Genomic DNA, 17948 nt, shown 5'->3' with positions numbered 1-17948 from the left:
TAGTGAACGTTTGAGCCTTGCACTCGGAGCATGTAGATGCCCACCGGGAGGGAGCTGAGGTCCATCGCGCTGGCCGCGGTCGCGGACTTCACGATATGGCCCTGGAGATCCATCACGGAAACCTTGGCGGAAGGAACCACTCCCTCGAAGTTCACCGTGCGGCCCGAAAGCGACACGTTCACCTGGGAATTTACGGCCGGCCTGATTGCGGCAAAGCTGCCGTCGCAGGTTCCGAGCGAACCGAGCTTACTCATGAAGAATTTGCCCTTGGTACCGGCTTCCCCTTGAAATTTTACCCTGACAATGGCTGCATGGGCGAGTACGGAATCCATGTCGGCTTGTTTGCCCCAGCCCAATTCCTGTGCGAATTTGGCCCAGGGAACTTCGACGAGAACAGTATCCGAACTCGATTTTATTGGCGCCTTGAAATTGTTGTACTCCGTTACAGTACGCTCGTCCTCTACACCGATTTCAACGTAGAAGTCGACTTCCGAGGAGTATTCAAGGCAGAAACCGCCCCATTCGGAAATATCGACTCCGTAACCGTCGCCGTTGTCCTCAAGGTTCCAGATGTTGAAGGCGACTCCGGCATAGGGGTCCAGGTAGCCTTCGCGCAACTCTATGACTTCCCCCAGTTCTACGGTAACCGTGAATCCACCGTATCCCTCGAACATCGGCGCGTAAGGGATGTTGTAATATGTATTCAATTCACAATCTGCCGGATACGTGATGTAGGAATTCCCTCCATCGTTATGGTCGTAAACATCGTACCACCAGCCGGAAGTCCATTCGGGCGAACCCGTTATTACACGCCCTTCGGTGTCGGTGGAGGCGTCCCACAGGAATGCCGGATTGACCTTGCGCAGTTCATCGTTACGGGGAGGGATAACCGGGTCGGACTTGCATTGTCCGAGCGAACCGATCTTCCTCAAGAAGAAATTGCCCTTGGTCTTGTTGCTGGCCTCCTCCTGAAATTTCAACTTGATGGCAGCGGCTTGGGTAAGAGCAGTTTTTCCACCGAACAGGCCATAGAATTGTTCCCATGGAATGTCCACCACTGTCAGGGAATTACTTTTGCCGACCTTCTTCTCAATATCTCCGCTATATGCTAGTATGTTCTTTTGGTCTTCAATGCCGAGGACGACTGAAAAATCGAGATCCGAGGAATACTCGAGGCAGATGCCTCCCCAGGCCGTGATGTTGGCGCCGTCTTGGTCCTCGTTCCAGATATTGAAGCCGAGCCCGGCGTAGGGGTATTCGTAACCGTCGTCCAGCACCACCCAGAGCTTGATTCCGCCGTATTCCTCAGCCATCAGCCCGAAAGGGTAAGAGTCGTATGTATCTAAATCGAAATCTTGAGGGAATTGGAGGAAGGAAGTTCCATTGTCATTGGCGTCGTTATAAGTGAACCAATAGCCGGAAGTTTCTTCGGGTGAACCCGTTATTACACGCCCTTCGGTGTCGGTGGAACCATCCCACAGGAATGTCGGGTTGACTGCATTTGCCGCAAAGACTGCGGTAGCGATGCAACCGAGCGCCGCGAAAGCGAGTTTCCTATTCATTTTTCCCCCTACCTGAGTGTAATTTGCTTTGAATAGTGAACATTTGGGCCCTGCACGCGGAGCGTGTAGGTGCCTGCCGGGAGGGCATAGAGGTTCATTGCGCTTGCTGCGGTGGAATTCACGACGACCTGGCCACGGAGGTTGCTCACGGTAACTTCGGCAGAAGGCATTACCCCTTCGAAATTCACCATTCGGCCCGAAAGCGATACGTTCACGCGGGAATCCATGACCGGCTTGATTGCATCGGTACCACCGGAGCATTGTCCGAGCGAGCCAACCTTTTTCAAGAAAAAGTCGCCTTTGGTGCCGGCTTCCCCGCTAAAGTGCAGCTTGACGGTTGCCGCGTCGGAGAGAACTGCCGCCTTGGTGGCGGAATCCAGCATGGCTCCCTGGAAATCTTTCCATTCGAAGTCGACCACTTTCACGGAATCCGTCTTGCTGACAACTTTCGAAAAGTCGGCGAGTGCCGTTACGGTACCTTCGTTTTCAGCCTCGATAACGATCGAAAAATCGAGGTCCGAGGAATACTCGAGGCAGAGGCCGCCCCAGGCCGTGATGTCCGCACCTTGCTGTTCTTCGTCCCAGATGTTGAAAGCGAACCCGGCATACGGTTTTTCGTAACCTTCGCCCAACTTGACGGTCATCTTGTATCCGCGATATTGTTCAGCGAGCAGGTCATAAGCCGGGCAATAGAACGATTGACCCTTGTACACAAAGTCATCCGGTTCATCCAATTTGGACGTCCCGCCGTCCTTTGAGTCGTTATATTCATACCAGTACCCGCCTGTCTTTGTGGAGCCGGTTTCTACGCGCCCATCGCAACCGTCGTCGGAAGTTGCATCCCAAAGGAATGCCGGGTTGACTGTATTTGCCGCAAAGGCCGCGGAAGCGGCGCAGGCGAGCGCCACAGCAGCAAATTCTTTTTTCATGGATTCCCCCTGCTTGTGTGCAGCATATAGAAATATAGGTTTATATTGCGATAAGATAAATTTCTTTTTTGTTTTTTAAACGGAAAACCTGTACTGCACGGAGATACGGTGCAATACAGGTTGAATTGTAATGAAAGACTATCAGGTTACTTCAGGATAATCTTCTCCGAATGGTTGATACCCGGACCCTCGATGCGCAGCATGTACATGCCGGCCCTGAGTGCGGACAGGTCCATCGCCGTCGCAGCCGCCGACTTCACAACCTTGCCTTGGAGGTCGACGATGGTCGCCTTATCGAGGGAGGTCGTTCCGATGAATTCCAGCATGCGTCCCGAAAGTGCCGCCTTGACGGAACTTGCCGGAGCGCCATGCCTGATGGCGTTGGACGGGCAGGAGCTGCTACGTTCCTTGCAGTTGCAGTACGAGCCAATCTGCGAAATTTTGAACTCGCCGCTGGTACCTGCAATGCCATCGAACTTCAGCTTGATGGTTGCAATCATCGACAGGGCTGTTTCCTGATCGATAGCCTTGCCCCAGTTCCCCTGCTTGAACTTGCTCCACGGGAAATCCGTAGTTGTTTCTTTTGAGGTCTTGCTGGCGTTGGCCTTGTAGTTGTCGTACTTGGTCACCTCTTCCTCGTTCTCGACGGCGAGTTCGACTCCGAAGCCGATAGAAGATTCATACGTGAGGCAGATGCCGCCCCAAGCAGAGATATCCACGCCCTCTTTGTTCTCGCTCCAGACATTGAAGCCGAGGCCTGCGAACGGGTATTCGTATCCATCGTTTAGCTCTACTTTGGCTTTGATGCCTCCGCAAGCTTCGACAAGCGGACCGAAGAAGTTGCTGTAGGCGTTTTCTTCGATGCTGTCGGGGAAGACGAATTTCGAGGTACCCTTGTTGTTTTGATCATTGTATTCAAACCACCATCCAGATGTCGAATCGGTCGAGCCGGTAACGACGCGTCCGTCCGTATCGATTGCGCCATCCCAGAGGAAGGTTTTACTTACTGTGTTTTGTGCGAGCGCCACGCCCATAAAGGCGAGAGACGCCACTAAAATGTTCTTAGTCATTGCTCCACTCCTTGCTAATTTTTTACTGGGCCGTTCGACCCATTTTTTAATATAAGCTCTTTTTTTTCGCGAAAAATTTATTTTTACATTACATAGCGATGTTGCTGATTTCTGTTGCGAGGAGTCACGAAAAAATGCATAATAAAGTTCCTTGTGAAACGTGGAATTTGGAACGTCGTGTCATATGCGATTGGTTTCGGGTTATATGCAAATTAGCGACACGTTTCTTGTTTTACGCTGTGTTTGTTTATGGGAGTTGTTTTTACCCGCGAATTAAAATAAATTAATTTTCATGCGGACTTTTTTTATTTAGTTTTTCGTTGAGGCGCTTATGATTGATATCGAAATTATCCAGGGAGACATCACCACGCTTGCGGTAGATGCCATCGTGAATGCGGCGAACTGTTCGCTTTTGGGTGGCGGCGGCGTGGACGGCGCCATCCACCGGGCGGCGGGTCCTGAACTCCTTCGCGCGTGCATTCCCTTGAACGGATGCGAAACGGGCAAGGCGAAAATCACTCCCGGGTTCAGGCTTCCGGCGAAGTACGTCATCCATACGCCGGGCCCCGTGTATCGGGACGGGCTTCACGGGGAACCCGAACTTCTGGAATCTTGCTACCGGAACTGCCTCGAGCTTGCCGAAGAAAGCGAATGTGCGACGGTCGCCTTCCCCGCCATTTCGACGGGCGTCTACGGCTACCCCTGGGAAGCTGCAACCGAAATTGCCGTCAGGACGGTCCGGAGCTTCCCGGCGAAAACAGTCAAGAAGGTAATCTTCTGTTGCTTTAGTTCGCAGATGGAACGAATATACCGGGACGTGGCGGCGAAGTCGCTATCGTGAACGGGCGTCGGGCCGGATTTTGTTTGCGAGAGTTTTTTTATTGACATGAAGTTGCGCTCTTTTATTTTGTCTATGTTCATGGTGCTCGTGATAGCGGGCGCCTCGCTTGCAGATGAATTGCAGGCCCCCGACGATGTGCAGGACTCCAGCGAAGTTCAGGACTCCGTCAAGGTACAGCAGAAATCTGGAAACTCCAGCTTCCAGGGTGTGTTTCCTTGGAATGTGTACATTGGGGCCGCGGCCCTGGGAAGTGGCGCGGGTTTCTCCTTTGGAGCGGATTGGGTTTTTGGGTTGGTAAACGTATTATACGAATCTGCATATGATGATCCTCATTGGTTGCCGAATCATTTGCTGGTGTGGACAATCGGAACGCATGCGTTTTTCGCGAATGGATTCAATTTCTTATTGCAGCCAAATATCCAATATCAGCACAGTAAACTGTTCGTGTTTAAATTTTCTGTAGGTCCAGAAATAGGTTACATTAACGAAACTGGCTTTGATTTTGGTTTTTCGGCCTGTTTGGGCGTGTTACTCGATTTGGCCAATGTCAGGATTGGTTATCTGGTGAGGACGGAAAACGTATATGTCCAGGCATCATTCAATTTGCCGATGGGTGTGATATCGTCCATTTAGTTTCACGTTGACCACTTTTTTATATTTACTCTAAGAACAGAAAGGAAATCCATCATGGAAGAAGTCAAGAACTTTATCAAGGAGTGCGGGGCCTATTTCCTCGCGACGGTCGACGGCGACCAGCCGCGCGTACGCCCCTTCGGCACCATTGAAATTTTCGAAGGCAAGCTCTACATCCAGACCGGCAAGTCGAAGGATTGCTCCAAGCAGATCCAGAAGAACGGCAAGGTCGAAATCTGCGCGATGGACAAGACGTGCTCGAAGTGGCTACGCCTCGCGGGCGAACTCGTCCGCGACGATCGTCGCGAGCCGAAGGTCCACATGCTCGAGAACTACCCGGAACTCAAGTCCATGTACTCCCCCGACGACGACAATACCGAAGTCCTGTACTTCAAGGATGCGACCGCCACGTTCTATTGCTTCGGTGCCGCTCCCCGCACCGTGAAGTTCTAGATTTAATTTCAGTTTTTTGATGCCTCGGCGGGTCCAAGTCGGTCTGCTGCGGGTGCTTTTTTGCTTGCCGAACGGAGCTTTTTCGCTGGTCCGGCCGGCTCGTTTCGGCGTCCCGGGGCTCTGGGCGGCACTATCCCTGTTGACAAAATTGTAAACATTCTATTAACAATTCAGGGTGTCGTTATCCACTTTGATATGCTGATGTGGATAAGTTCTTGACAATTTCACCAGTGATTTCACAAACCCTATCAAAAACATATGTTTCACGTGAAACATTTTGTCCCACTTGTGAATAATGGGTGAAATGTGGTGATAGAGAAAAAGGCATACTGCTATAGATATCAACAATCTATCAACATTTATAAACGTTGATATCAACAGATGCGAGGGGCGGATTTCCTCGTCTGCGCGGGAATTTTTTTGCTAGAACGCGATGCCGAGCGTCAAGTTGATGTCGGTGCCGAAACCGCTCGCCTTGAACAGTTCGGTGTCTTTTTCGATATCTGTTGATGTGCGTTTTACGCTTCCGTCTTCCGACGATGCCGAAACGATATTGAAGCCGACGCCCGCGTCCACCGCCAGAGTGAGGCGGCCGTTCACGAACTTCCAGCCGGCGAGGGCGTACGGGCCGAACGTGTTCGAAGATGCGCTCCCGAATTTTTCTTCGTCGTCGTAGTTGATGCCGGTATGCGCGTACTGGAGTTGCGCCTCGAAGTAGAGGCCGTTGTGGCCGGGGTTCAGGTAAAAGCGGAATCCGCCTGCAAGTCCGAATACCAGGGCGCTGAAGTCCGCGTCGTTCTTGGCGTCGTAGTAGTCGCTATTGAAATAGACGACGTTCGGGGTGACGATAATCGAGGTGTGCGCCGAGGTGGTGCGTTCCACGTCTACGTACAGAGACCTGAGTCCGAGCGCGGAGAACACGACGAGGCTCACCGGATGGACGCTTACGTTCCAGGCCGGGTCGGATCCGGGTGCGGCCAGCGCGGTTTCGGGCTGTGCGGCCGCGTCGGATTGTGCGGATTCGGATTGCGCGAACGTCATTCCGGCGGTTATGGCGGCGATAAGTAGCAGCTTGCGGATCATTTCGAATCTCTTGGTTTTTTGGCGGAATTTAGCAAAATGGACCTGCGGTTCAGGTGGTCCGGGCACAAAAAATGTGACGGGGGCCAAATTTTAGAAGATATATCTTTTTAGAATGGTTCGAACCGTACTTTTTTCTTTTTTTAAGACTATATTTAGTTGGTAAAACTTAGAGGTGCCTATGATGTTTAAGAAATACATAGCAGCTTGGGCGATTATGGCCGTCACCCTGTCGTTCGCGGCGCCGCAGAGCGCCAAGGTTCGTTCCGTGCTCGGCGATGTTTCCCTCAAAAAGAAGGGCCAGGGCGACTGGTCCAGTTTGCGCGTTGGCGCGAAAGTTCAGGACAAGGATCTCATCCAGACGGATATGGAATCCAACGTGCTCATCTCGATGCCCGAAGGAAGTACCATCTCCATCGAGGAGAATGCGCTTGTCGAGTTCACGCAGGTGTTGTTCATGAAGGATTCTCAGAATTCCGAAGTCAACATCAAGAAGGGCCTGCTGCGGTTCAACGCGCAGAAGCAGACCGGCAAGAAGAGCCAGTTCAAGTTCAAGACCGGCACCATGACCGCATCGATCCGCGGTACGGACGGTACTATAGGCGTTACGGAAGGCGGGCAGTCTTTCGGTGCCTTGAACACGGGCGCGATGGACATGGAAGAAAACGGCCAGAAGGTCTCGGTGAAGGCTAAGCAGTACGTCGCTTTCCGTAAGGGCAAGCCGCCCGTAGTTGTCGAGGCGAAGAACGCTGGCGACCCCGACTTCGCGAAGAAACTCGGCGCCGCGATCGACGATACTACGAAGTCCGATGCCGATATCCAGTCGCAGGCCAAGGAACTCGACGCGAAGATCGAAAAGCGCAATCAGGATCTGAAGTCCAAGTTTGCGTGCAAGTTCGAGCCCGTCCCCGCCGTGGTGAAGGCCGACAGCGTCGAAATTTTCGTGACGTGCACTCCGGGTATGCAGGTTTCCATCGGTTCCGAACGCTACGAATCCGAAGGCAAGCGCATTCGCTTTGTTCCCAAGTGGAGCCGCGGCGCCATCGGCGCGAAGAAGTTCGACGCCATGTGCACGGTGGATAATGCCACGTTCGAATGCGGCAGCGTGTCGTTTAAGTACAGGATAGACCGCACCGTGAAAGTAATCAAGTCCGACGTGGGCAACTGCGAGGCTCTTTACACCACCAGCGGCTACACCGACAACGAAGGCAAGCTCTCCATCTACACGGGCGACAGCCTGCTGAAATCCCTCGTGCTCGAGAGGGACAATCCGGCGGCGGCGCTCAAGCTCCTCCCCGGCACGCGCGTCTACAAGTTCGTGCCCGAGAACGCTCCCGACTTCAACGGCACTATCGAGCGCGAACTCAAGTGCTATCCCAAGTCGGGCGTGCAGGTGAACATCCGCGGCGGTAGCAGGGAGACGCTCAAGAAGAAGGTTTCGCAGGGATCGGTCATGTATCCCGAAATCCAGTTCGATGTGGAGAACGTCATCAACAACGACCCTGCGGGAATCAAGTCCGTGGACGTGGTGGTTGCTGGCAAGAATTTCGAAACCAAGTTTATTCCGTCGCAGACAGGCATCGGCTACAGCGCCACGGTGCAGATTCCGCGCGGCAAGATGACCACGGTTAAAATCAAGGTCAACATGCTGAGCGGCGAGACCGTGCTTGCGACGAAGGTTTACGAGTTCCGTTAATTTGTTTGTTGTATACGCATAAAGAAGCTCCGGATTAATTTCCGGGGCTTTTTTGTTTGCTGTTCGACTTTGGTTTGTGCGTCGAATTCTGGTGGCTATTGCGGCCTGCCCTAGCCTGCCTGTGAGGGCTTGTTAAGCGGCGTTCCCTTCCCCGCTGTGCTTGTGGTTGAGCACCGTGCGGTTCTTGTAGAGTTCGTCGGAAATGCGGCAGAACGCTTCGACCACGACAGGGTCGAAATGCTTGCCCGCGCCCTCGGTGATGATGGACATCGCCTTCTCGTAGGGGAACGGCTTCTTGTAGATGCGTTCGGCCACGAGCGCGTCGAACACGTCGGCCACGGCCATGATGCGGGCCGAAAGCGGGATGGCTTCGCCCTTGATCTTGGTGGGGTAACCCGTGCCGTCCCATTTCTCGTGATGGTAATGCGCCATCTCGATGGCTTCCTTGAGGTAGTCGTCGTCCATGGAATCGCTGGCGTTCTCTTCGATTTTCGTAAGGATGTTGCAGCCTTCGGTCGTGTGGCTCTTCATGATTTCGAACTCTTCGTCGGTGAGCTTGCCCGGCTTGTTCAATATGAGGTCGGAGACGGCGATTTTTCCGATGTCGTGGAGAGGCGCCGAACGCTTGAGCTTTGCGATGTAGGCGTCGTCGAGCACTTCGCTGAACTTGCCCTCGCGCTGCAGTTCCTTCGCGATCGCCTCGACATAGTGGGCGGTCTTCTTGATGTGGTTGCCCGTGCTGTTGTCGCGCGCTTCGACCATTTCTGCGAAGTTGATAATAATTTCATCTTGCATGAGCGTGATGCGTTCCGCCGCCTTCTCTAGCCTTATGATGAAGTTCACCGAGTCCTTGCAGGTCTTGGTGAGCGCCTTGTACAGGTATTCGATTTCGTCTTCGGTGGTGATGCTGAGGGAATCGAGCTCCTGGATGCTGCTCACGCTGCTCTGTTCCAGGTTGTAGGCGAAGTGGATGGCGCCGGATGCCATGCGGTTCACGGGATTCACGATGCCGCGGTTCACGAACTCGAGCACGATGCTCATGATGATGATGGAAAGCCCGAAGAACATCGAGAGCAGCTTGATGAAGAACTTCGCCTGGTCGATGAGGACCTCGCCCATCGAGATGTCGGCGGCGACGTAGGCGACGGTCTTGCCTTCGGAATTCTTGAGCGGCTTGTACACGGTGAGGAGCCAGCCGTACTTGTCGTCGGAGATAATCGGATCGATTGTTTCGCCCTTGAGGAGTTGCGGCAAGTAGGGCTCGAACGACGGGTCGAACGGGATGATCGAGCCCGGGTCGCTGCCTTCTTCCCCGTCTTCCGCGTCGAGGTCGAACACCACGTGGCAGCCGTCTTCCAGAATCTTGTACACGTACAGGTACATCGCCTGCTGGAACCCGTTGCGTATCTTGTACAGGTTCGCCTCGGTTTTCAGGTACCCTTCGGCGTTTTCGCCCTGTGCGATGTATTCGTCTACGCGGTCCGCGTCGATTGCTACTGCGGCGGCTTCGGTAAGGCCGTGCGCGATGTCGGTGAACTTGCCTACCGACACCTGGCGGTACAGCACGAATCCGGTGACGCTTGCGAGCGCACCCAGGAGGATCTCGGCGATGATGACGATGACGATGACTTTGCGCAGGAGTGAACGCCTGATCTTGTAGTTGCCGAACTGGTGCGGGTGTTCGGAGAGGTTCGGGTCGAACAGGAAGATGTGGCTGTAGAGGTGCTTCAGCTTGAGCGGGAGCAGCCTGTGCGCGATGATGGCGATGGCGACGACGATGGACTTGTCGATGATGTCGAGGATGAAGTCGGCCGAAAGTTGCGAGAAGAACTTGGAGAATCCGAAGTGGTTGTAGATGGCGAGCGAGAACGGCGCGGAGATGCCTTCGCCGAAATCGTAGCCGTACAGGAAGTAAGTGAGGACGGAACCGAGTATGCCGCCGAAGACGGCGAACGTGAGCACGGCGATGCACGCCTTAAGCGCGCTGCGGAAAAAGCCGTTCTGCTGGAAAAGGGCCGCGGCGACACCGATGAGGATGCTGATGATGCCGTAGTAGAGCGTGGTGAGGTTGGAAATGCCGTTGATTGCGTTGGAGCAGAACCCAACGAGTACAGCGGGGAGCGTTCCGCCCAGCATGGCGGCGATGATGGTTCCGATACAGTCCGCGTAAATCGGGATTTCGAAAAAGAGGACCAGTTTCGAAAGTATGAGATTTATGAGGATTGCGACGCAAATGAGTCCTGCAGCCCACAGAATTTTTTTCGACTTAGAAACCGACGTCCACAGCATCAAAAAACCTCTTGTATGCGCCTTCGCGTGAAACTTTTGTGCGAAAAAGGCTCAACATTAAAATTTATCATGAATTTGCTTAAAAAGTATGAAAAAAAACACAAAAGAATCGCTTATGGGGCAATTTTTTTGCGTTTACGGGCTTTTTTTCCCGTTTTTTGGGGTGGGGACTGTCTGAACGGGCTTTTAGGCGATAATTGCCGAGGCGACCACGCCCGCGCCCGCGTAGAGCACGAGCACCTGGCCCGGGGCGGAGGCGAACTGCGGTTCGTCGAACCGGACGCGGATCGTGCCGGCGGCAGTGTCGAGCGATACGATCCGCGCGACGGCGCCCTTGTGGCCGAGCCTGATGTGCGCCGTCAGTTCGCCCTTCAGGAGCGGCGAGCTTTCGGATACCATCAGGTTGAGTTCCACGCCCGAAACTTCGGTGCAGCTGAGGGCGCTGCGGGGGCCGAGCACCACCTGGTTCTTCTTCGCGTCGATGGACACGACGAAGAGCGGTTCCGGCTGGCCGCCGATGTTCAAACCCTTGCGCTGCCCGATGGTGTAGTGCACGATGCCCTTGTGCTTGCCGAGCACCTTGCCCTGCATGTCCACGAAGTCGCCGGGAACGTTGTCGGATTCGTCGAACAGCACCGAGTAGTCGCCGCATTCCAGGAAGTCCATGCTCTCTTTCTTGGTGGCGAAATCCACCCAGCCGATCTGTTTCGCGAGTTCCTTGACTTCCGCCTTCGTCATGTTGCCCAGCGGGAAGATGACCGTCGAGAGTTGCTCCGCGGTAAGGCGCGAGAGGAAGTATGTTTGGTCTTTGCTGTGGTCGAGCGCCGCGTACAGGAAGGGTTCGTCGGGATTCTTGAATTCGAGCCGTGCGTAATGCCCGGTGGCGAAGTAGTCGAACGCGATTCCCATGCGGCGAGCCGCCATGTGGAGCGCGCCGAATTTGATGTTCTGGTTGCAGCGCACGCACGGGTTCGGCGTGCGGCCCGCACGGTATTCGGCGCGGAAGTAGTCGAGCACCTGGCGCTTGTATTCTTCGGAAACACGAACAACGTAATGCGGTATGCCGAGACGGTCGGCGACGGTCTTCGCTTCGGCAATGCTCGCGTCTTCGCCCGGGCCGAAGCAGCCTTCGCGGCCTTCCACGTGTGGCATGTTGATGGAACCGTCCCATGTGGCCATGGTGACGCCGATGACTTCATAACCCTGCTGTTTTAGTAGGAAAGCGGCGAGGGCGGAATCTACCCCGCCGGAAAGCCCGACTGCTACTCTTTTTGCCATGCGTGTTCCTGCCTGATTTTTACGTTTTGTCGCCGTCAGTTCCTGGATTCGCGCCTTAGAGGTTCGCGTAATGGAACATCGCGTCGATGCACTTCTTCGCCTTCACGCGGGTGTCTTCGTCGAGTTCCACGCGGTTCGCCTTTTCGGGGTGGCGCAGCGTTTCGAGGATGTTTTCGAGCGAATTGGACTTCATGTACTTGCACATGCTGCAGCTCCCGATGAATTCCATGTCGGGGTGCTCGTAGTGCATGCGCGCGTTGAGGCCGCATTCCGTGAGGAGCAAGACCTTGCTCTTGGGCGGGAGATCGGCGATGTACTTGACCATCTGGCCGGTACTGCCCACGAAGTCGCTGTAGAACGCCGCGGACGGGTTGCATTCGGGGTGGCTCACCACCTTGAGGCCCGGGTTCTGGCTGCGGAAGAACTGGATGAGTTCGGCGTCGTACGTCTCGTGCACGTAGCAGCTGCCGTTGTATAGCACGATGTCTTTCTTGACGCCGCGGCTTTCCATCTCGTTCTTGATGTTCTGGCCCATGAGCTTGTCGGGCACAAAGCAAATCTTGTCGTTCGGGTAGGCTTCCACGATCTTCATCACGTTGCCGCTGGTAACGCACACGTCGCAGGCCGCCTTCACGTCGGCCGTGGTGTTGATGTAGCAGATGAAGGCGTGTTCCGGGTACTTTTCGCGGAGCGCCTCTACGTCCTTGCCCGTGATGGAGTCGGCGAGGCTGCAGCCGGTAAGCTTGCCGGGGATGAGCACGTCCTTTTCGGGGCTCAAAATCTTGGCCGTTTCGCCCATGAAGCGGACCGCGGAGAAGAGAATTGTCTTTTGCGGGACCTTCGTGGCGTCTTCGCTGAGCTTGTAGCTGTCGCCCGTGTAGTCGGCCACGCCGAGCACGATTTCGGGTGCGCAGTAGCTGTGCGCGAGGATGACGGTATCCTGGTCTTTTTTGCGCTCGTTGATCTCGTTGATCAGCGGGAGCATCTGTTCGACTTTTTCACGGGTGTAGTGGCATAGCACCGCGCCCGGCTGGATTTTGTTCAATCTGTTGAAGAGTTCGTCCGCTGTCATAGTGATTTAGAATATAGAAAATGTGCATGCCCTATCCAATGTTCAAAAAAAATTATATAATTCCAAGAGGAGCCCGCTATGAAACATTTTGCATACATATCTCTCTGTCTCGCCCTGTGCCTCCTCTTTGCGGGATGCACGCGTACCCGTATCAGCAGTTTCAGGGTCGAAACGCCGGAGGCCCCCGAAGTGGAGGGCGTGCACGCATACATGGAACCGCATTCTGCGACATACCGTTTTTCCGGTTCCGTGACCATAAGCCCCAAGGAGACCATGGCGGTGAGCGGCTCGTATGTGAACTACAGTTCCGATTCCCTGATGCAGCAGAGCCGCAGCTTCTCCGCGAATGGATATTATGAGTTCGGCGGTTCCGATGTGAACGCGTCATTTGACTGGTTCGGCAAGGCGTCGGTCATGCTCATCGGTTTTGGCGTTGGCTACGACGACGGAATTTATCACCACCTCAAGGTGGGCTTCAACACGAGCGTCGTGGAAGCGGGCGTGTATCTTGGCTTGTACCACCAGTACACCACCTTGGAAATTAATGGCAGCACCTGCGATACTTGGCCCTGTTCTGAACGCGACAACTGGGGTTCCATGTCGGAAACTAATACTGACTTCTATACGAACCTGTTCTATGGCTTGTATGCGAGCATCATCATCGATGACTTCTTCATGAGCTATAACCTGAGTATCTACAATCCGAGCGTGTCGGGCGGTGGCGAAAGCGTCAGTAGCCCGGATATCTACTCGCACTACATCAAGGGCGGTTATCGCATCAGCAAGCATTGGGAAGTGAACGCGGGCTTAATCATGTCGTTCGTGGATCCCGACTACCGCCACTTTGCCGCGAATGTGGGTGCGGCGTTCTATCTGTAGTAGGCGTTTGTACCGATGAAATTCATCCATACTGCCGACTTGCACATTGGTAAAATCGTGTGCGAGCATTCGATGCTCGACGAGCAGCGGCACATACTGGCGCGCATCCTGGAGGCTGTCGATAGCGAGAAGCCCGATGCGGTGCTCATCGCGGGCGACGTTTACGACAAGCCGGTGCCTTCGGCCGAGGCGGTCGCGGTGCTCGACGATTTTCTGGTGGAACTTTCGGCGAGGAAGGTGCGCACGTTCGTGTTGAGCGGGAACCACGACTCGGCGGAGCGTATCGCCTTCGGCGGGAGGCTCATGGAAAAGAGTGGCGTGCACGTGTCCCAGGTTTACGACGGGAAATTCGCGCCGGTCACGCTCAGCGACAGTGAAGGCGAGGTGGACGTTTGGATGCTTCCGTTCGTGCGGCCGGTGAATGTCAGGGCCTGCCTTGCGGGCGATGACGAGCGCGATGCGGTGAAGGATTACACGTCGGCCGTGAAGGCGGCCATCGCGCAGATGCATTTTACGCCGGGGCGCAGGAACGTGCTGATTGCACACCAGTTCGTGACGGGCGCGGAACGCAGCGAGTCCGAGGAGAACGTAGGCGGGCTCGACAATGTGGATGCTACGGTTTTTGCCGCATTCGATTACGTGGCGCTCGGTCACATACACAAACCGCAGAATGTGCTGAAGGGTGACGATGGTACGGTGCGTGCGCGTTACAGCGGCACTCCGCTCAAGTATTCGCTTTCGGAGGCGGTTCACAAGAAGTCGCTCACGGTGGTGGAGTTGGGCGCGGTCGCGAATGCGGTCGATGGGATGCGCACATCCTTACAAATCCGTGAAATCCCGCTGGTGCCGTTGCACGACGTGCGCGAAATCCGCGGGACGTTTGCCGAAATTGTTTCTCCGGAATTCCGGAATGCGCAGGTTGCTGCGGGCAACAGACTTGACGATTTCGTGTACGTGAAGCTCACCGACGAAAATGACGTGCCCGACGCGGCGCAGAAGCTGCGCGGCATTTACCCGAACTTGTTGATGCTCGCCTACGACAATGAGCGCAAGCGCAACCAGGCGGATGTCGGCATCGCGGAAGCTGTCGACGAAAAGAAACCGATGGAACTGTTCGGCGAGTTTTTCGAGGGCCGTAACGGGCGCACGATGAATGCGGAAGAAACTGAATTTGTTCAAGATTTAATCAACGGGATCTGGGGGGACAACGGATGAGACCTACCAGGCTTGTGATTTCGGCGTTCGGCCCGTATGCCGAAAAGACCGTGATTGAGCTGGATAAGCTCGGGACGAGTGGGCTCTTCTTGATTTCGGGCGATACGGGTGCCGGCAAGACGACGATTTTCGATGCGATTGCTTTTGCGCTTTTCGGGACGGCGAGCGGGAGCAGCCGCAATGCGAGCGGTGACTATGCTAAGCATTTTCGTTGCCTGAATGCGATGCCTGATACCCCGACGTTCGTGGACCTGACATTCGCCTATGCGGGCAGGGAATACCGCGTGGTGCGCAATCCCGAATACGAACGGCCCAAGATGCGCGGCGAGGGCATGACGAAGGAAAGTGCATCGGCGACTTTCTATTACCCCGAGGCCACCGGCAAGGTGGGGCCCGCGAGCCGTACGGTAAGCGGTGACAAGGCGGTGACGGAAGCGGTATACAGTATCATCAGGGTGAACGGCGAACAGTTCTCGCAAATCGCGATGATTGCGCAGGGCGATTTTTTGAAGTTGCTGCTCACGACGACGGACGAGCGTATTGATATTTTCCGCCAGCTTTTCAAGACGGACAAGTTCGAGAAATTGCAGAATGAGCTTAAGAGGCAGGCGCTGGAACTGAAAAACAAGTGCGGCGAGAGCGAGTCGCGTGCCTGCGTGGAAGTATCGCATGTGGCATGCGACGAGAAGTCCGTTTTTGCAAACGATATCGAGGGCGCCAAGAATCTCGCCAAAGAAAGGCGCGTTGCCGACTGGGGCGAACTTTGTGAATTGCTTGAGAAAATCGTAGGCGAGGATTCCGCTGCGGTCGACGCGATGAAGGGAACTCTCGACGAACGTGCTGCGCGTATGACCGCGATGAACCAGGAACTTGGCAAGGCGCGGGGCATAGAAACTGCACGCAAATCACTTGACGAGGCGAAGCAGAAGCACGCTAAACTTTTGCCGGAACTTGAGCCGCTTGCGGCAGCGCTTGCGACGGCTGAGGCGCGTAAACCTGAATGCGAAAAATTGCAGGAAGAGGTCACGACCTTAAGGAATTCGTTGCCGGAATACGGCCAGCTGGAAGAAGCTCGCAACATCATAAAGAGCAAGGAACGCGAACTTGCGAGGGACAAGGAATCGCTTGAATCTAGAAAGAGAGATTTCGAAAAGCGAAACAGCGAAATCCAGAAGCTTGAAGAGGAATTCAAGGGTCTCTCCGATGCGGGCGAGAACAAGGCAAAACTTGATGCGCAGCAAGAATCTCTCGAGGCGCGCAAGAAGCAGCTCATGCAGGTGGGTATCACGGTAAAGGAACTTGATACCGCCGAAGATGCGCTCCGCATGGCTCAAGAAGAATATCTCGTCGCTGACAGGGAATATAAACAAAGTAACGATACCTACGAAGCGAAAAATCGCGCGTTCCTGAACGAGCAGGCGGGCATTCTGGCCGAAACGCTTGAAGAAGGTGCCGAGTGCCCTGTTTGTGGCTCTACGACGCATCCGCATAAGGCTTGCAAGTCTGTTGAGGCGCCGACGCAGGCGGAACTTGAAGAACTCAAACGCAATGTCGCGAGCCTTCTTGAATCATGGAACGCTAAGGCGGGAATCGCCTCCAGGGCGAAAGCCGCGCGCGATGGCAAGCGCGAAGAACTCGAGAAAAAACTTGCGGAACTTTTCGGTGAATGCACTGTGGAAGAATGCAAGGAAAAAATTCGCAGTGAATTCGACAGCGTGAAATCGCAGTTGGTTGAAGTCGTGGCGAAACTCAATGCCGAGAATGTTCGTGCAACTCGCAAGGCCGAGCTAGAAAAGTCGCTCCCTGAAATCAAGGAAAAGCACGAAAAGTGCCGCACGGAAAACGAGAACCTTGCGAAGGAACTTGCGGCGGCCGAGGCGGAACTTGTAACGCAGAAAAAGCATGCTGAAGACGCAGCGAAAAAGCTTCCGTATGCGGGCAAGGCCGACGCGGAGAAGGTCATTCGCGAAAAGCAGAATGCGGTTGCCGAACTGCAGAACGCCATCAAACTCGCGACAGAAAAACTGAACGCATGCAAGGAAAACCTGAAGGAGCTCGAAGGCCAGGTGAAATCGCTTGAAGGCCAGCTGAAAGATGCTCCGCAGTACAACCTCGAAGAATTAGAAATTAAGTGCAAGGCGCTCTCCGATGAACAGCAAGCGCTCACGCAATCCTGGAAAACGGTTTCGGGCAGGCTCGATCAGAACAAGCGCTCGCTGAATGAAATCCGCGGGATTGCCGAAAGCCTGGGCGTACTTTTGAAGAAGCGCATGTGGGTCGAGAACCTCTCCGATACGGTGAACGGCACGCTCTCCGGCAAAGACAAAATGATGCTCGAGACTTACGTGCAGGGCGCGTACCTAGACCGCATTTTGCGCAAGGCGAACACGCGATTCTTGCGGCTTTCCAACGGGAAATACGAGCTGGTGCGTCGTGAGCAGGCTTCCAATAAGCGCAGCCAGAGCGGGCTCGACTTGAACGTGATCGACCATACTTGCGGCAAGCAGCGCGAAGTGAAAACGCTTAGTGGCGGCGAAAGCTTTTTGGCATCGCTATCGCTGGCGCTCGGCCTCGCCGACGAGGTACAGAGTTCCGCGGGCGGAATTGAACTCGACACGATGTTTATCGACGAAGGTTTCGGTTCGCTCGACGAAGAAATCCTGCGAGTCGCCATCGACACGTTGCAGAATTTGGCCGGCAGCAATCGCCTCGTGGGCATCATCAGCCATGTGGAAGGGCTCGAAAACAGAATCGACAAGAACGTGCGCGTGCAGAAAGACGCGAACAATATCAGCCGCGTGAAAATTGACGTGTAGCGGAATTTAGATGTCTTTGCCGCTGCGGGCGCAGAATGCGAGCACTATGAACGCCGCCGCGATAATCCCGATGAGCGCCAGGTCGGCCTGCCCGTGCAGAAAGTACTTGATCAGCTTCACCAGCTGCGATGACAG

At 54.6% G+C, this 17948-nt stretch carries 14 protein-coding genes; 7 read left to right on the top strand and 7 right to left on the bottom strand.

Translation table 11 applies throughout. From position 1 onward, the window contains the following. The 3 genes from IK012_RS06395 to IK012_RS06385 form a co-directional block, all read right to left on the bottom strand. The coding region (locus IK012_RS06395) for a T9SS type A sorting domain-containing protein (RefSeq protein ID WP_290952070.1) at positions 1–1562 on the bottom strand (1562 nt) is incomplete at its 3' end. An 8-nt stretch (positions 1563–1570) separates the two neighbouring features. Further along, on the bottom strand, positions 1571–2491 hold the full coding sequence (locus IK012_RS06390; protein WP_290952067.1) for a T9SS type A sorting domain-containing protein: 921 nt from the start codon (positions 2489–2491) through the stop codon (positions 1571–1573). 146 nt (positions 2492–2637) lie between these two features. Next, entirely contained in the window at positions 2638–3561 is a 924-nt protein-coding gene (locus IK012_RS06385) for a T9SS type A sorting domain-containing protein (RefSeq protein WP_290952064.1), read from the bottom strand. Between the two features lie 331 nt (positions 3562–3892). Between IK012_RS06385 and IK012_RS06380 the strand changes: the two genes are divergently transcribed. The 3 genes from IK012_RS06380 to IK012_RS06370 are packed head-to-tail and all read left to right on the top strand — an operon-like array spanning position 3893 to position 5488. Further along, on the top strand, positions 3893–4402 hold the full coding sequence (locus IK012_RS06380) for an O-acetyl-ADP-ribose deacetylase (protein ID WP_290952062.1): 510 nt from the start codon (positions 3893–3895) through the stop codon (positions 4400–4402). 45 nt (positions 4403–4447) lie between these two features. Further along, positions 4448–5035 carry a hypothetical protein gene (locus IK012_RS06375; protein WP_290952059.1) on the top strand — a complete coding sequence of 196 codons (588 nt, stop codon included), beginning with the start codon at positions 4448–4450 and terminating at the stop codon, positions 5033–5035. A 54-nt stretch (positions 5036–5089) separates the two neighbouring features. Then, a complete protein-coding gene (locus IK012_RS06370) occupies positions 5090–5488 on the top strand; it encodes a pyridoxamine 5'-phosphate oxidase family protein (RefSeq protein WP_290952056.1) in 399 nt (132 codons plus the stop codon). Between the two features lie 423 nt (positions 5489–5911). On the opposite strand, the gene IK012_RS06365 is transcribed toward IK012_RS06370, so the two are convergent. Further along, the gene (locus IK012_RS06365) at positions 5912–6571 is read right to left on the bottom strand and encodes a hypothetical protein (RefSeq protein ID WP_290952053.1); all 660 of its coding nucleotides are present in this window, start codon (positions 6569–6571) and stop codon (positions 5912–5914) included. A gap of 178 nt (positions 6572–6749) precedes the next feature. Here IK012_RS06365 and IK012_RS06360 point away from each other — a divergent pair, with 178 nt between their 5' ends. Next, positions 6750–8264 (top strand): FecR domain-containing protein, encoded by a 1515-nt coding sequence (locus IK012_RS06360; RefSeq protein ID WP_290952050.1) that lies wholly within the window; start codon positions 6750–6752, stop codon positions 8262–8264. Positions 8265–8396: 132 nt separating this feature from the next. Here the strand turns inward: IK012_RS06360 and IK012_RS06355 are convergent, their stop codons facing one another. The 3 genes from IK012_RS06355 to nadA form a co-directional block, all read right to left on the bottom strand. Continuing rightward, positions 8397–10553 carry an HD domain-containing phosphohydrolase gene (locus IK012_RS06355; protein ID WP_290952047.1) on the bottom strand — a complete coding sequence of 719 codons (2157 nt, stop codon included), beginning with the start codon at positions 10551–10553 and terminating at the stop codon, positions 8397–8399. A gap of 186 nt (positions 10554–10739) precedes the next feature. Further along, positions 10740–11831 carry a tRNA 2-thiouridine(34) synthase MnmA gene (gene mnmA, locus IK012_RS06350; RefSeq protein WP_290952044.1) on the bottom strand — a complete coding sequence of 364 codons (1092 nt, stop codon included), beginning with the start codon at positions 11829–11831 and terminating at the stop codon, positions 10740–10742. Between the two features lie 55 nt (positions 11832–11886). Beyond that, positions 11887–12903, bottom strand: coding sequence for a quinolinate synthase NadA (gene nadA / locus IK012_RS06345; RefSeq protein WP_290952040.1), 1017 nt, complete (start codon positions 12901–12903; stop codon positions 11887–11889). A gap of 78 nt (positions 12904–12981) precedes the next feature. Between nadA and IK012_RS06340 the strand changes: the two genes are divergently transcribed. From IK012_RS06340 to IK012_RS06330, 3 genes are read left to right on the top strand one after another with little or no spacing between them, the layout of a single operon-like run. Beyond that, entirely contained in the window at positions 12982–13782 is an 801-nt protein-coding gene (locus tag IK012_RS06340) for a hypothetical protein (protein ID WP_290952038.1), read from the top strand. Between the two features lie 15 nt (positions 13783–13797). Continuing rightward, complete coding sequence (locus tag IK012_RS06335) at positions 13798–14997, top strand: exonuclease SbcCD subunit D (protein ID WP_290952035.1); 1200 nt, start codon at positions 13798–13800, stop codon at positions 14995–14997. Then, the gene (locus IK012_RS06330) at positions 14994–17813 is read left to right on the top strand and encodes an SMC family ATPase (RefSeq protein ID WP_290952032.1); all 2820 of its coding nucleotides are present in this window, start codon (positions 14994–14996) and stop codon (positions 17811–17813) included. Before IK012_RS06335 ends, IK012_RS06330 begins: the two co-directional genes overlap by 4 nt. Positions 17814–17948 lie beyond the last annotated feature (135 nt).

The organism is Fibrobacter sp., from assembly GCF_017551775.1.
Lineage (GTDB): Bacteria > Fibrobacterota > Fibrobacteria > Fibrobacterales > Fibrobacteraceae > Fibrobacter.
The sequence above is the reverse complement of the archived record's forward strand: the minus strand, read 5'-3'. Positions and strand labels throughout refer to the sequence as shown.